Below are 13039 nucleotides of genomic sequence, written 5' to 3' on the forward strand. Positions count from 1 at the left end.
GGCGTCATCCGCTCGGGTTCGTCGGCGAGGGGTTTCCGTCGTGGGCCCCGGCGCTCGGGCCGGGGTCGAACAGGGAGAACGCGAGCTCGGCTGCGACGCGCGGAAAATCGCCGAGCGCGCGCACGGCGACGACGCGCGCACCGGCTTGCTCGTAGCGGCGCGCTTTTTCGCGGTTCGGCGCGTGCAGGAGGAGCACGAGCGCGGGCGAGCGCTCGGCCGCGTGGGCGAAGATCGACGCGTTTTGCCGGTGCGCGTCGTAATTCGCGTCGAAGTCGCTGTCCGTGATGATCACGCGGATTGGCTGCTCGTCGCGGGCCTCGTCGACCGACGCGGCGAGGACATCGAACGGGAACTGCGTGCCGCCGCCGATGTAGCGCATCAAGAATTTTGAAAGCACGCGCTCGGAGCGGCAGAAGGACCACGCTTTTTCGTGGCCCACCGAATACACGAGCGCGCGCGCCGCGCCGCCCGCGCGGATCGTGCCGGTCGCGAGGATCTGCGCGGCGAGGGTCATCGCGTTGAGGGCGCGCTTCGGGTCGGGCATGGAGCCGCTGACGTCGAGGTAGATCTCGGTGCGGCCGAGGAACGATGGCGTGCTCTGACCTTCCTCGTCGGCGATGCGCTCGCGGAGCAACGGCATCGCGACGCCGAGCGTCTCGCCGCGGCGGAGGAGCGTGGCGACCCAGTCGATGTCGGCGACCGGATCGCCGGGCTCCCATTCGAGGTGCGTGGTGGGCACGAGCGCGTCGGCAAAGACGCGCGCGGGCGGCGGCCGGAAAAGATACTTTTCGGCCTCGCGCCGGTAATGGGCCGCCATCGCCGCGGTGAGGAGCTCGGTTTTGCCCGCGCCGTCGCCCGGCATCGCGCCCGCGCGGCGTTCGAGGCTCTGATCGGCGAGCTTTTCCACGAGGTCCTTCGGGAAAAAACCTTCGCGGATCGCCCGCTCGATCGCCGCTTTTTCGCCTTTCTTCGGCACGAGCGCTGCGGCGAGATCCTCCGCGGACGGCTCGCCTTCGGCGCAGTCGCCTTCGCCCGCGTGGCTTTGCGCGGGGCTCGCCATGGCGTAACGCCAGGCGATCGAGGCGAAATAAAGGAACTGGAGCGTCACGTCGGGCGCGAATGCGAAGAGGTTTTGCGCGACGAGCTTCGCGTCGAGGCGATGGTCGGGGAAGGCGCGCTCGAATGCCGCGGCGTTTTTCCCGAGCAGCTCCCCTTCCCTTCGTTGCCAGAGCTCTTCGAGGACGGCGCGCTGGAACGTGAAGAGCACGTCGTCCGGAGCACGCGCGCCGCGCGCCACGAGGACGCGGCAGAGGTCGTCCTCGATCGAGGGCAAACCTTGCCCGAGCCGCTCGTCGACGAGCAAATCGTAAAACGGCCCGGTGAGCGAGCGCGGCAGGCGCGGGAGGAAGGTGCGTTCGAGCAGGAGGAGGCGCGCGTGCTCGACAGGGCTGCCGGGGAACGCGACGTGGTGGCCGATCTCGTGGGCGATCAGCGCTTCGAGTGCGTCTTCGAGCGAGGCCTCGGTGATCGGGCGGGCGCCGAGGCGGATCGTGCGCGAGGCGAGGTCGATGCGGGCGAACGTCTCGCCCTCGGGGTCCACCACGGGCTCGCCGATGAGCAGGTACGGCGAGTATCGGGCGAGCGCGCGGGGGAAGGCGCGCGCCGCGAGGGAGGCGATGCGCTCCGGCGCGTTCAAGGGCTCTCCACGAGCCAGAGGCGCTGCGAGTCGAGCGCGGTCGCGACGACGAGGCCCGCGCGCGAGGCGGCCACGCTGTGCCCGCGTTTCCAGTGCGGAAGCGGTACCTTTGCGTCGTTCACGTACACGACGCCCGGCCCGAGCGTGACCGTGGGCAGGCTCGGATCCGGCTCGATCTTGTCGGCGAGGCACGGCGAGCGGAACGCGAGGTTCGGCGCTCCGCGCGCGCCGAGCAGCACGCCGGCGGAGAGATCGGGCCGCTTGCGATCGTGGACGCAGACGAGCGTGGGCGCGCCGAAATGCACGCGGCCCGGCAAGAACGCGGACTCGACTTCGCGCAGATCGATCGTCCGCACCGCGAACGGGCCTTTCCACGTCGAGCGCGCGCGCGGCGCGAGGGCGGCGTCGAGGATCCGGAGGAGCCGGCCTTCGAGATCGAGGAGCGCGCCCGGGTTCGAGGAGGCGCTCGGCGCGGCCATCGCCGAGGCGACGCACAGGTTGAGCCATGGCGGCTCGCCGAACAGGCCCTCGCCAAGGTTCCACGCCTTCGCGACGAGGCCCATCCGCGCATCGACCGGGAGGCCCGCGAGAATGGAAGGGAGCCAATCCACGAAGAGGAGCTCCACGAGGTTTTCGGGCCTGCGCGCGCGCGGCGTATCGCCTTCGCCGACGACGCCGGGCCGGATGTATCCGAGCCCGATCGCCTCGACCACGAGCCCGAGCCAGGCCTCGAACACGCGAAGCGAGCTCTCGGACCCGTCGAGGGCCGCCGCGAGCCGCTTGCCCGGGCCGACGACGACCGATTCGAAGAGCGCGCCGTCCCACCGCGAAAAACGGCGTTCTCCCTCGCGTAGATGATGCGTCGCCAGCGCTTCGAGATCCGTCACGAGGCGCCTCCTTCGAGGCGCTCGGCGGCCGCGAGCCTGCGCTGGTAGCTCTCGTGGATGCTCTTCAGGAGGACGAGATCTTCGTAGATCGGCCCCGACAGATCGGCGCGCTTCAGAAGCTCCTCCATCGCCCGCTGCACCTTGCCCACGCGGCGCTTGAGCTCGGCCGTGGTGACCCCGAGCGCGCTCGCCTCGGCCTCGACCTGGAGCTCGCGCACGCCCGCGCGGAGCGGCGCGTAGGCCGCGTGCTGGACGGCCGCCTGATCGAAGAGGCGCGTGATCCACGTGGCCCGATCGAGCAAGAGGACGCGGGCTTCGGCCTTCTGGAAAAACGCGCTCTGCGGGTTCGGGCGGAGCTTGTCGAAGAGCGTGAAGGGCAGGACGAGGCGCACGTCGGTCACGGTGACCTCGCTCTTGCCGCGGAAATACGCGAGGGCCTTGGCGAAGAGCAGGATGGCCTGAAGCGCGCGGGCCGAGACGCCATTTTCGGTCTGCGTGCAGACGTGGACGTTCTTGTCGAGCGGGCAATCCTCGTTGCACACGTGCGCGACCTTCTTGCCCGCGAGGTGGAGCGTGTCCTTGTTGCGGTATTCGAGGACGTCCGAGGCCCTGCGGCAAAAATCGAGCTGGCCGGCGAAGAAGCCGAGCACGTCGAGCACGCTGTCGGGGACCGGGACGGCGCGGATCTCGGCCTCGGCCTGATCGAGCTCGTCGGCAGAGAAGACGACGTCCGCGGGGATGCGGGTCTCGGGCGGGCGCGCCGTGGCGACACGCTCGGCAAGGGCGTCGAGCGAGCGGGCATGGAACGGCGGCGCGCGGACGACGACGTCGATGCGATCTTTGAGGGCCTCGATGACCTGGAACGTGCCGCCGCCTGCGTCCTCGTTCGCCGTGAGATACCAGGCGGATTTGCCGGCGAGCGCGACCTGCTCGAAACTCTCGGCGTAGCCCTCGGCGAGGAGCGAGAGCAGCGCGGACTGGGTCTTCGTGGGGATGCGGTTGTACTCGTCGATGATCTTGACGCGCTTGCCGATCCAGCGGCGCCACTCGACGCGGATCTCGCGGGACTCCTCGGCCTTGACGAGGCTCGCCGGCAAGGGGCTGCCGAGCAGATCGGCCGTGGTGAGCTGGGGATGGCCGTGCTGGACGATGCGGCGGATCTCGTCGAGCGGGATGCCCGCGAGCGCGGCCATGATCGTGGCCATGGTGGTCTTGCCGCGGCCCGGGGCGCCGACGAAGAGCAGGCGCTGCGAGGTGACGAGGCAAAGGAGCGGCAAGAGGACGTACGAGGCGTGCGCCGCGCGGCCGAGATCGACGCGCGCCTCGCCCTTGCCGAGCGTCGTCGATTCGCCGAGCTCCATGTCGAGGTACGGGCACACGAGGGCTTGCTCGACGATCCACGTATAAGCGCGGCGGAGCTTGCCCGAGAGGCCCGCGCTCCTGCGCGGCCCGAGCACGAGCGCGCCGTCCTTTTCGACGCGGGCGCGGCCGTCGAGCCAGGATGCGACGAGGCGATGAGGATCCATTCGTGGCCACGACTATGCCAGAAAGGGCGGAGAAGCTACAGCGAGCGTCACGGCGATGGCCGGATCCTGTCCATCCGCTGGCCACCTCCGGCCATCGGAGAGGACGCTCGATCTTCTACACTCACCCTCGTTCGGCCCGAAAGCAACGAACCACCGGCGCGAAGCCGGGAGCGGAGGGAATACATGAAGCGATGGAGCCTTGGCTTACCGATTTCGCGCGCAGGTCGATGCGCGTTCCTCTTGGTGAGCGCGGCGCTCGGCGGCTGCTCGGACGAGGCAGAGACGCCGGCGGGCCCGCCGGAGATTTTTGAAAATCCGCCGGAGCTCGCGCCCGATGCGTCAGGGGTCCACGAGCTGCGCCTCGCGCCGAGCGAGGTGAAGATCGGCGGGAAACGGTATTGCCTGCGGACCTACAATGGTTCGATTCCGGGACCGACGATCCGCGTGCCGGCGGGGACCGATCGCAAGGTGCGAGTCAATCTCCACAACGATTTCAAGCGATCCGATTACCGCCTCGTGGCCGGAGCCGGGAACACGTCGGCCGTCACGTGCCACGATTTCAACCTGACGAACCTGCACGCACACGGCACGCACATCCAGCCGAACTACGCGACGCCCGCGGCAGGGGACCCCTGCGAGGGATCGGGCTGCGGCCCGGACGCGCGTTACCACGCCGACGACGTGCTGCACGAGGTGCCGCCCGGCGAGATGGCGCAATATCGCTGGGATCTCGACGAGGACGGGACGCACCACGCAGGCTTCAACTGGTATCACCCGCACATCCACGGTTCGACGGCCATCCAGGTGACGAACGGCGCCGCAGGCGCGCTCGTCATCGAGGGGGACATCGACGAGGTGCCGGGCATCGCCAAGGCAAAAGAGCGAATCATGGTCCTCGGCGCCGTGCCCATCAACGTCGAGTCGACGCGGCCACTCGCAGACGGAGAGGCATGCTCCGAGGACACGCTCTCGGCAAACGATTTCGAGGCCGCGGAGGATGATTCGAAGCCGACGCTCGTGAACGGCAAGCTGCTGCCGCACATCAAGACGTCGCCGAACCAGGTCGAGCGCCTGCGAATCGTGCACGCCGGCACGCCAAACGAGCTCGGAATGAAGCTCCACCCGTCGGACGATCCGACCTGCGGCTCGTTCGATGTCCTGCACCCGCTCGAGATCACGCAGATCGCCCGCGACGGCATCACGCTGCCGCAGTTTTACGTGAGCGATACGATGTGGGTGTCGCCTGGATATCGCATCGAAGCCGTCGTGAAAATGCCCGCCGAGAAGACAACGCTTTGCCTCGTGGGGCGGCGCCCGTCCGATCTGCCCGGGAGCCTGGTGGCAATCTTCGACGTGGATCCGGAGAACGGCGCGCCGACGGAGACGAACATGCCAGAGGCCTCAGCCCTCGCGGCCATCGCGCCGCCCACGAAGTTCACGGGCAAGGTCGACGGCCAGACGATGGAAGCGAGCTGCGAATCCATCGAAAAAGTCCACCAGAAGATCGCGCTGCTCGTCCCCACGCCAGGGGAAAAACCCGACCCGGAAAAACCCGCCGAGCTCGGCTCGTGCAACCCGGGCGATCACAGCCACGGCATCGACCCCGACGCGCCAACGTGCATGTGCCCCGCCCCGAACATCAGCTGCCGCCGCTTCGACGACCGGCGCGCCTGGGGATACCGCAGCGACCGAGTGATGGAGGTAGGCACGACGGAAAAATGGGAAATCCGCGCATTCGACGGGCACCCATTCCACATCCACATCAACCCGTACCTCGTATGCGCGAACGATTCGAACAAGGAGCCAAATTTCCCGCACTGGCGTGACACCTTCTGGGTGCAAGCAGAGGACGGGCCGCGGCAAATCGTGACGAACTTCCGCAAGTTCTCAGGTCAATTCGTGCTCCATTGCCACAAGCTGAACCACGAGGACATGGGCATGATGGAGCTCGTCGAGATCTGCCCCGAAGGCGATACAAACTGTCTCTGCCAAGGCACGGACGCCGCCGGCAATTGCATCAGCCAGGCCGGCTGCAAGGCCGAGGACCTGCAGTGCCAGTTCGCCAAGGAAGCAACAGACGCCTACCCGCTCCCGCCCGCGCCGAATCCGGCGCTCTGCGGTCCGTGATTGGGAGGCGCCGCGCCGGGGCTCTGCCCCGGTCCCCGCGGGGGCTGTTCGCCCCTCGACCCGAACCAGGGCCAGCCCTGGACCATTTGGGGAAGAACTGCGCGATGCGCAGTTCTTCCCACAGGCCGGTGGGACCGCGTCGCCGGCTGAACCATCAGCGCTGCTGTCTTGGTTGGCAGGTTCGTTTTCGGTCTTACCTCGGCCCGTTCGATGAACTGCGCATTGCGCAGTTCATCGACCCTCGGTCCAGCGCGGGCGCTGGTCCGGGTCCAGGGGCGGATAGCCCCGGTGGGGCCTGGGGCAAAGCCCCAGCGAAACGCCTTCGCAGCTGGCGCGTGTCCTCGTCCCCTACCCTTTTCGCTCGTTCTGGCGTACGGTGGAGCATGCGCCGGATCGGATTCGTTTCGCTCGTGCTCCTCGCCGCGGCTTGCGCCGAGCCGATGGGGGAGCCTGAGTCCCCGAGTGCTTGGAAGGAGCCGCCCTGGCTCGTCGTTCGCGTCGATGCGGTGGAGGTCACGCCGCTCCGGCCGGGCACGCAGGTGCCTTGGGACGACATCGAGCCTCAGCCGACGGATGGCACGGCCTGCGGCATGCTCGGCCGCGCGATGGCCACGACCGATCCGATCACGGGCAAGGGGGCCGAGGCCCTCTGCGCCATCGATCCGCGCCCGAGACCTCCGAATGCCGATGCGCGGCTGCCTGATCTCGTGGTGCTGCTCGGCGTGGGCAGCGCGGCCCATTACCAGACGCCGACGGCGCACGATACGATGCAATCCACGTTCAATGGAGAATTCGTGATCCCGACGAATTCGATTCCGCCGGAGGGGATCACGCTGGTGGTGGTGGATCGGGACGGGACGGGGGCGGAGGTCATCGGCGGGGTGAAGCTCGGCCGGCAGGAGCTGCTCGCGGCGCAGGCGACGCGGCCTGTGTTTTCGATGCGCGGCGGCGGCGTCCTGCGGATGGATCTTGCCGTGATGGCTTATACGAATCCGATGGAGTCGACCGAGGCGGCGGTGACGGCGCAAGCGGGCGGCGCGCTGGTGTCCATGCGGCCAATTCGCGCGGGTGAGGTGGTCGAGATCTCGGCGCGTGGGCAGTATCGGATTGGCACGGGGCGCGGCGCGTGGATCGATCCGCGCGGGTATTTCGAGAAGGAGCCGCACGATCCGAACTTCGAGAATGAGCCTTTCCGGTCGGCGCCGCACGGGGCGGGCATCGCTGTCGTGGGGGGTGGCGACGCGCGAATGGGGGCGATTGTGGCGCCGTGCGCGCGGTTCGTGGCCCGTACGCCCGGGCTCGTCTGGGTGGGGCTGAACGATGCGGAGCCTCGCAACAACGAGGGGAATGCGACGTTCACTGTGAAGGTGGCCGGGCCGCTCCCGGCGGAGTGGTCCGAGGGGAAGTCGACGACGCCTTGCGGGACGTTCCCGTGACGGGTCAGCGCAGGGCTTCGTCGGCGGATTTCGCGACGAGCGTCTGATCGAGCCAGCGGTCGAGGGTTTCGAGGTCCGTCGTCCGGTCGATGCGCGCTTCCTGGGCCGCGTCGAGCGTGATCCTGCGCTTGCCGAGCTGCCGGCGGAGGACGGCGCGCGCGTGGGCGAGCTCTCCCTCCTCGCGCCCCACCTCCCGCACGGCCTCAAGGCTCTCGTAGCCTCGGCGCTGCAAGAGGTTGCGCAGCGTGACCTCGTGCGCGGCTTCGCGGTCGTACAGGGCTTCGACCGGGACCGGGTTCTTCAGGATGCCCGGCGCCACGAGCGATTCGCCCGGGCCCACGGCCCGAAGCTTCTGCCCCGGCGCGTACACCTCGACCCTGCGCGGCCCCGTCAACCGCACGACCCACACGTGCTGCGTGCCTGCCGCGAGGAGCTCGGCGATCTTCGACTGCAGCTCCTCCTCGTCCTGCCCGCGATCCGCGTATTCCACTGCGAGCGGGGGCGCGCCCTGCACCCAGCCGGCCACGTCCGGCACGTTGCCTACGGCCACGTCCGGCGCGCGCATGATCCCCGGCTCCGGCGAAAATCCGGCATCCACGCCCGCCTGCTCGACCGCGGGATCCGTCTCCAGCACCGTGCCGCCGAGCAGGTTCGCCCGCGCGCCGCGCCCGCCGGTCGGCAGACACAGCACGGGATGACCGTTCGAAAGCTCGTACGGATCCCCCGAGCGCAGCTGATGGGCCTGAAACGGGCCGGGCGCGAAGAGCTTCGTCGGGTGCATCGTCACGTTGAAGACGATACCATGAAGAAGAGCGGGGAACAGGCTGTTTTTGTGATGTCGAGGGTCGAAAAAGGCGGGGACAAACGGGCCCGTCGAGACAGCGTCGGCTACTTCGGAGCCGCGGGCGAGATCGACTCGACGAAGAGGCGCCCGTCCCGATCCGAGAACGTGAACGACACCTCGTCGCCGACCTTCACGTCGCGCAGGAGTTCGGGCTTCGCGACCTCGAACATCATCGTCATCGCCTTCATGTAGTTAGGGATGTCCTCGTGGGCGATCGTGATGTTGTCCTTCTTCTCGCCGATCGCGCGCACCTTGCCGCGCGTCGTGTACGTCGCGCTCGGGGCGGCGCTCGGGGCGGTCCCGCCGCCGGAAGGCTCCTGCGAGCGCGAACAGGCAGGCGCGGCCGCGAGCAGCATCGCCGCGACGGTCGCCAGGACCGCAGGGCTCGTTCGATGAATGGAAATCACGCGCATGCGGATGCTGTACCACCGAGGAGGCAAAAACGGGAGCGGAAGCGAAGGCGGACGCAGGCGCGCCTTCTGGGCCGGACGAACCTAGGCGCGCATCGCGGACGCATGCAGGGCAAACGCAGCCCCCTGCGGATCGTCGCAGACGGCGACCCGATCGCCGCTCGGGAGTTGCCTCGGCGCGAGCACCTTGCCCCCGCGCGAGCGCACCTTGGCGAGCGCCTCGTCGAGATCCTCGACGTGGAAATAAAAGAGCCAGTGCGGGTGGACGTGCGGCAGCCGAGCGCTGCCGACGATGCCGCCTACGCTCGCGCCGGTCTCGTCCCACGCGAATTTCGCATAAGTGCCGAGCTCCGGACCGAGGTCCACCGTCTCGGTCGCCTTCCAGCCGAACAGATCCGAATAGAGAGCCCATGCATGGGCCTGATCTCGCGTATTGAGGTCATGCCAAACGACCACGCCGGTGCTGACCTCGTGGTTCGGGGAGACGAGCGCGAGGACCGAGCCGAACGGGTCCCGCAGGATCATGCGCGTCGCGCCGCCCTCCAGCGTGCGCGTGGGCCCGAGCTGCTCGCCGCCCTGCGCGAGGATACGACGAGAAAGGCCCTCGACGTCGCGCACGCCGATATGCCCGAGCCAATGCGCCGGAGCGCCCCGGGCCGCGGCGCGCTCGGGCAATGGCGAACATCCGGCGACGGGCCGATCGCCGCGGAAAAACAGACTGCCACCCGGGGTGTCTCGAATCTGGAATCCGACCACGTCCGCGTAAAATGCCTGCGCCGCGCCCGTGTCGGTGGTCCGGAGCTCGTACCAGCAAAACCTGTTCATGGTCGCCATCGCCTCGCTCACCGCGCGCACGCTACCCGTGACGCGAAGGCCTCGCAACACCCGGCCCGCATGCGGGCGGCCCAGGAGGCCTCGTCGGAGCGTGGCGCGCCGCCGCGTTTGACCGCCGACACCCGCCCATGGCCTTCCCCCTGCTCAGACGAACCAGCCCGCCCCGGCGCTCCCAGCCGCCTCGCGATCCGCCTCGAACCCCCCGCTGAGGAAGGGCCCGTCTGTCATGGCTGCGCTTCCACGCCCGCTTCCGCTCGCGCGGAGCCCGTCCCGTGGTATGGGACGGCTTCGTGAGCGCCACCTGGTTCCTCTACAGCCCCCTCTCGCCCCGCGCGATCTCCGCGCTCGCCGACGAGTACGAACGTCACCTCGAGGCCTACATCGACGAGCACGTCGATCGGATCGACGAGGACGAGACCGTCCCGGAGGTCGCGGCCGGCGGCGAAGTCCCGCCCGTCTCCGAGCTCCAGGCCGCCTACGCGCTCGCCAAGCGCCCGCTCCCCAAGCCCATCCTCGCGCGCTACCGCGCCTGCAAGTCCGTCATCACGCTCGACCAGGCCTCCGATCTCGAGGTCGGCCCGTGCCGCGGCCTCGTCTCGACCTTGCGCTACCTCCTGCCGCGCGTGGGCGAAGGCGCGCTCGTCTTCCCGAACGACGTGCCGCTCGTGCCCGTGGAAGAGATGCTCGCCCGAATCGAGAACAAACGCGGCCTGCCAGGGTTCGACGGCGACGAGGACGACGACGACGACGACACCCCGATGCACCTGGCCACGAAGGGCAAGACGAAGGACGCGCCGGACCAGGTGCGCGCGCTCCGGGTGCTCGCTTCGCTCGAAGGGCTCATGAACGACCCGGAGCTCGCCCTCGACCTGCGCGGGACGCTCCAGCGGTCGTCGAAGCTCGCGCAGCGGTACGCGGCCTTGCTCGTGGAAGACGGCGCCGTGTCCGACATCAAGGCGAGCAAGGAGCTCGGCGTGACCGTGGAGGAGCTTACCAAGATGGCCGATGAGCTCGATCGGACGCTGCTCGCGCTGAAGGAGTAACCAGCGCGCGGTCACGGCACGAGCACATCTTTCCGGAGAGACAGTCGCGAAAACGTGGGGTAGCGTCGCGCACCCGCCCTCGAAGTCATGACCAAGCGCCGCATGCAACAGCTCGACCTCTTCGGAGGGTTCGAGCCCCCCGACCCGCCGCCGCCTTCCGCGCCGATCAAGAAGGGCCGAGAAGAGCCGCTCTTCTGGATCGCCGACATCTGGCTGCTCCGCGACTACGACGCGTCCGAGGCCTCGCTTCTCCGGCACATCACGCTGCGCAAAGGCCTGAACGTGCTCTGGGCGCCGCCCACGCCCGAGGACGTGGAGAACCGGCTCGGCGACGGTCAGATCACGGGGCACACGGCCGGCAAGACCACGTTCTGCCGCATGCTGCGCTACCTGCTCGGCGAGCAGCGGTTCGGCACGCCGCGCGCGCAGGAGAAGATCCGCGAGGCGCTGCCCGACGGCTGGGTCGTGGCGACGATCGTCGTGGGAGACACGCGCTGGATCGTGGGGCGGCCATTCGGCCTCGGGTTGCATCCGTTCGCGGCGCGCGGGATGTCGCTCGCCGAGGCGCTCGCCGAGCGCGGGCGCGGCGGGTACCAGGATTTCCTCGCGGACATCCGGCGCGTGGTGATGGAGCCCGTGCCGGTGAAGGAGCTGCCGCACCAGCGGGAGCCGATCGCGTGGGAGCACGTGCTGCCATGGCTGACGCGTGATCAGGAGTCGCGGTTCGCGGGGCTCGTCGAGTGGCGCGATCCGTCGAGCGAGTCGGAGAGCCCGCGGCTCGTGCTCGACGATCGGCACGTGGTGCTGCGGGCGCTCTGCGCGCTCATGTCGGACGAGGAGAGCGAGGCGCAACGTCGCTACGAGGATCTCGTGCTGGAGAAGCAGGGCCTCGAAGAGAGGGCGCCGCGGCTCGCGGATCGGGCCGCAGAGGATCGGCGCAGGCTCGCGCGGCTGCTCGGCGTGGAGGACGACACGAGCGACGCAGGACCGCTGTTCGCCGCGCGCTTCCGCGAGACCGTGGCGAGGCGGAAGGCGAGCGTCGCAGCTGCAGAGGAGGCGCTGGCGGCGCAGGCGCTCGCGGTGGAGCAGGCCGAGGAAGCCGCGCGGCAAGCGGCCGAGGCGTGCGGCGTGCGCGTCGAGGCGCTGCGCGAGGCGGAGGCGCGTCGCGAGGAGGCAAAGCGGGGGAGCGAGAAGAAGCGGGACGCGGAGGAAGCGCCCGTGGCGCTGCCGGTGCGCGGGCTTTGCAGCGTTCCGCTCGAGGTGGCGCACGCGAAGGGGTGTCCGCTCGCGGCGTCGCATCCGGCGGCCACGCCGCTCACGCGCGAGGGGAAGAAGGCGCTCGCCGAGGCGGTGATGGACGCGAAGCGCACGCTCGCGGAGGCGCGGGCCGCGCAGAAAGAGGCGGCGGCGGAGCATGCGCGGCGGCGGAGCGCGCAGTCGGCCGAGGAGAAGCGCATCGCGCGGGAGCGAGCGGCGATCGAGGAGGTCGAGCGGCTCTTCGGCTACATGACGACGGCCGAGCGCGAGGCAGACGCGAACACCGATCGTCTCGCGGTCGTGACGGACGAGGTCAAAGCCTCATCGGAGCGGCAAGCGGCGCTGCGGCGCGAGCAGGAGGAGGCCGAGGCGCGGATCTCGGAGCGGTTCCGCGACGTCGTGCGCGCGCTGCTCGGCGATCACGTGGAAGCGCGCGTCGAGGTGAAGGGCCGGCGGCTGGAGCTGCGCGTCGAGGACCGCGGCGAGCGGGACGGCGCGGCGATGCAAACGATCAAGCTGCTCGCGTTCGACCTCGCAGCGATGAAGCTCTCGATGGATGGATACGGCCAGCTCCCGGGGCTGCTCGTGCACGACGGGCCGCGCGAGGCGGACATGGACGGGCGCATCTACGAGCGGCTGTTCCTGTACGCGCGGCACCTGGAGGAGAGCGCAAACGGGTCGCCCGCGTTCCAGTACGTCGTGACGACGACGGCGCCTCCGCCGAAGGAGATGCAGAAGGCGCCCTACCTCCTGGAGCCGCTGCTCGACGCCTCGAAGCCGGAGGGCCGGCTGCTCACGATGGATCTCTAGAGGGTGCTGTGATGGCGTAGCGCCGGGGTTTCACCCCGGACCCGACGAGGGGCTGTCCGCCCCTCGACCCGGACCAGCGCAAGCGCTGGACTCGGGGTCGATGAACTGCGCTCCGCGCAGTTCATCGAACGGGCCGATTCAAGACCATGAGCGACCCTGCCAACCAAGA

At 69.3% G+C, this 13039-nt stretch carries 10 protein-coding genes; 4 read left to right on the plus strand and 6 right to left on the minus strand.

The window, feature by feature from the left end; genetic code table 11:
• Positions 1-4 precede the first annotated feature (4 nt).
• Genes QHF85_RS09065 through QHF85_RS09075 form a run of 3 tightly spaced genes read right to left on the minus strand, consistent with a single transcriptional unit; the run spans position 5 to position 4109 of the window.
• Positions 5-1696 (minus strand): hypothetical protein, encoded by a 1692-nt coding sequence (locus tag QHF85_RS09065; RefSeq protein ID WP_281326696.1) that lies wholly within the window; start codon positions 1694-1696, stop codon positions 5-7.
• Positions 1693-2583: a hypothetical protein gene (locus QHF85_RS09070; protein ID WP_281326697.1), complete on the minus strand. Its 891-nt coding sequence runs from the start codon at positions 2581-2583 to the stop codon at positions 1693-1695. The genes QHF85_RS09065 and QHF85_RS09070 overlap by 4 nt, the downstream gene beginning before the upstream one ends.
• Positions 2580-4109: a MoxR family ATPase gene (locus QHF85_RS09075; protein ID WP_281326698.1), complete on the minus strand. Its 1530-nt coding sequence runs from the start codon at positions 4107-4109 to the stop codon at positions 2580-2582. The genes QHF85_RS09070 and QHF85_RS09075 overlap by 4 nt, the downstream gene beginning before the upstream one ends.
• A 183-nt stretch (positions 4110-4292) precedes the next feature.
• On the opposite strand from QHF85_RS09075, the gene QHF85_RS09080 reads away from it, so the two are divergent.
• Both QHF85_RS09080 and QHF85_RS09085 read left to right on the plus strand, forming a co-directional pair.
• Complete coding sequence (locus QHF85_RS09080) at positions 4293-6236, plus strand: multicopper oxidase domain-containing protein (protein ID WP_281326699.1); 1944 nt, start codon at positions 4293-4295, stop codon at positions 6234-6236.
• Positions 6237-6619: 383 nt separating this feature from the next.
• Positions 6620-7672, plus strand: coding sequence for a C2 domain-containing protein (locus tag QHF85_RS09085; RefSeq protein WP_281326700.1), 1053 nt, complete (start codon positions 6620-6622; stop codon positions 7670-7672).
• Positions 7673-7676: 4 nt separating this feature from the next.
• On the opposite strand, the gene QHF85_RS09090 is transcribed toward QHF85_RS09085, so the two are convergent.
• The 3 genes from QHF85_RS09090 to QHF85_RS09100 form a co-directional block, all read right to left on the minus strand.
• Complete coding sequence (locus QHF85_RS09090; RefSeq protein ID WP_281326795.1) at positions 7677-8453, minus strand: Uma2 family endonuclease; 777 nt, start codon at positions 8451-8453, stop codon at positions 7677-7679.
• Between the two features lie 107 nt (positions 8454-8560).
• Positions 8561-8929, minus strand: coding sequence for a copper-binding protein (locus QHF85_RS09095; RefSeq protein WP_281326701.1), 369 nt, complete (start codon positions 8927-8929; stop codon positions 8561-8563).
• A gap of 81 nt (positions 8930-9010) precedes the next feature.
• A complete protein-coding gene (locus QHF85_RS09100) occupies positions 9011-9772 on the minus strand; it encodes a VOC family protein (RefSeq protein WP_281326702.1) in 762 nt (253 codons plus the stop codon).
• Positions 9773-10050: 278 nt separating this feature from the next.
• Here QHF85_RS09100 and QHF85_RS09105 point away from each other — a divergent pair, with 278 nt between their 5' ends.
• Both QHF85_RS09105 and QHF85_RS09110 read left to right on the plus strand, forming a co-directional pair.
• On the plus strand, positions 10051-10803 hold the full coding sequence (locus QHF85_RS09105; RefSeq protein WP_281326703.1) for a hypothetical protein: 753 nt from the start codon (positions 10051-10053) through the stop codon (positions 10801-10803).
• Between the two features lie 87 nt (positions 10804-10890).
• On the plus strand, positions 10891-12870 hold the full coding sequence (locus QHF85_RS09110; RefSeq protein ID WP_281326704.1) for a hypothetical protein: 1980 nt from the start codon (positions 10891-10893) through the stop codon (positions 12868-12870).
• The last annotated feature ends 169 nt before the right edge of the window (positions 12871-13039 follow it).

Source organism: Polyangium sp. 6x1 (assembly GCF_029946515.1).
In the GTDB taxonomy this organism is placed as follows: Bacteria; Myxococcota_A; Polyangia; order Polyangiales; family Polyangiaceae; genus Polyangium.

Coding starts and splice junctions, on each gene's coding strand:
- QHF85_RS09095 (WP_281326701.1), bottom strand. CDS start 8,929: ATGCGCGTGATTTCCATTCATCGAACGAGCCCTGCGGTCCTGGCGACC.
- QHF85_RS09090 (WP_281326795.1), bottom strand. CDS start 8,453: ATGCACCCGACGAAGCTCTTCGCGCCCGGCCCGTTTCAGGCCCATCAG.
- QHF85_RS09080 (WP_281326699.1), top strand. CDS start 4,293: ATGAAGCGATGGAGCCTTGGCTTACCGATTTCGCGCGCAGGTCGATGC.
- QHF85_RS09085 (WP_281326700.1), top strand. CDS start 6,620: ATGCGCCGGATCGGATTCGTTTCGCTCGTGCTCCTCGCCGCGGCTTGC.
- QHF85_RS09075 (WP_281326698.1), bottom strand. CDS start 4,109: ATGGATCCTCATCGCCTCGTCGCATCCTGGCTCGACGGCCGCGCCCGC.
- QHF85_RS09110 (WP_281326704.1), top strand. CDS start 10,891: ATGACCAAGCGCCGCATGCAACAGCTCGACCTCTTCGGAGGGTTCGAG.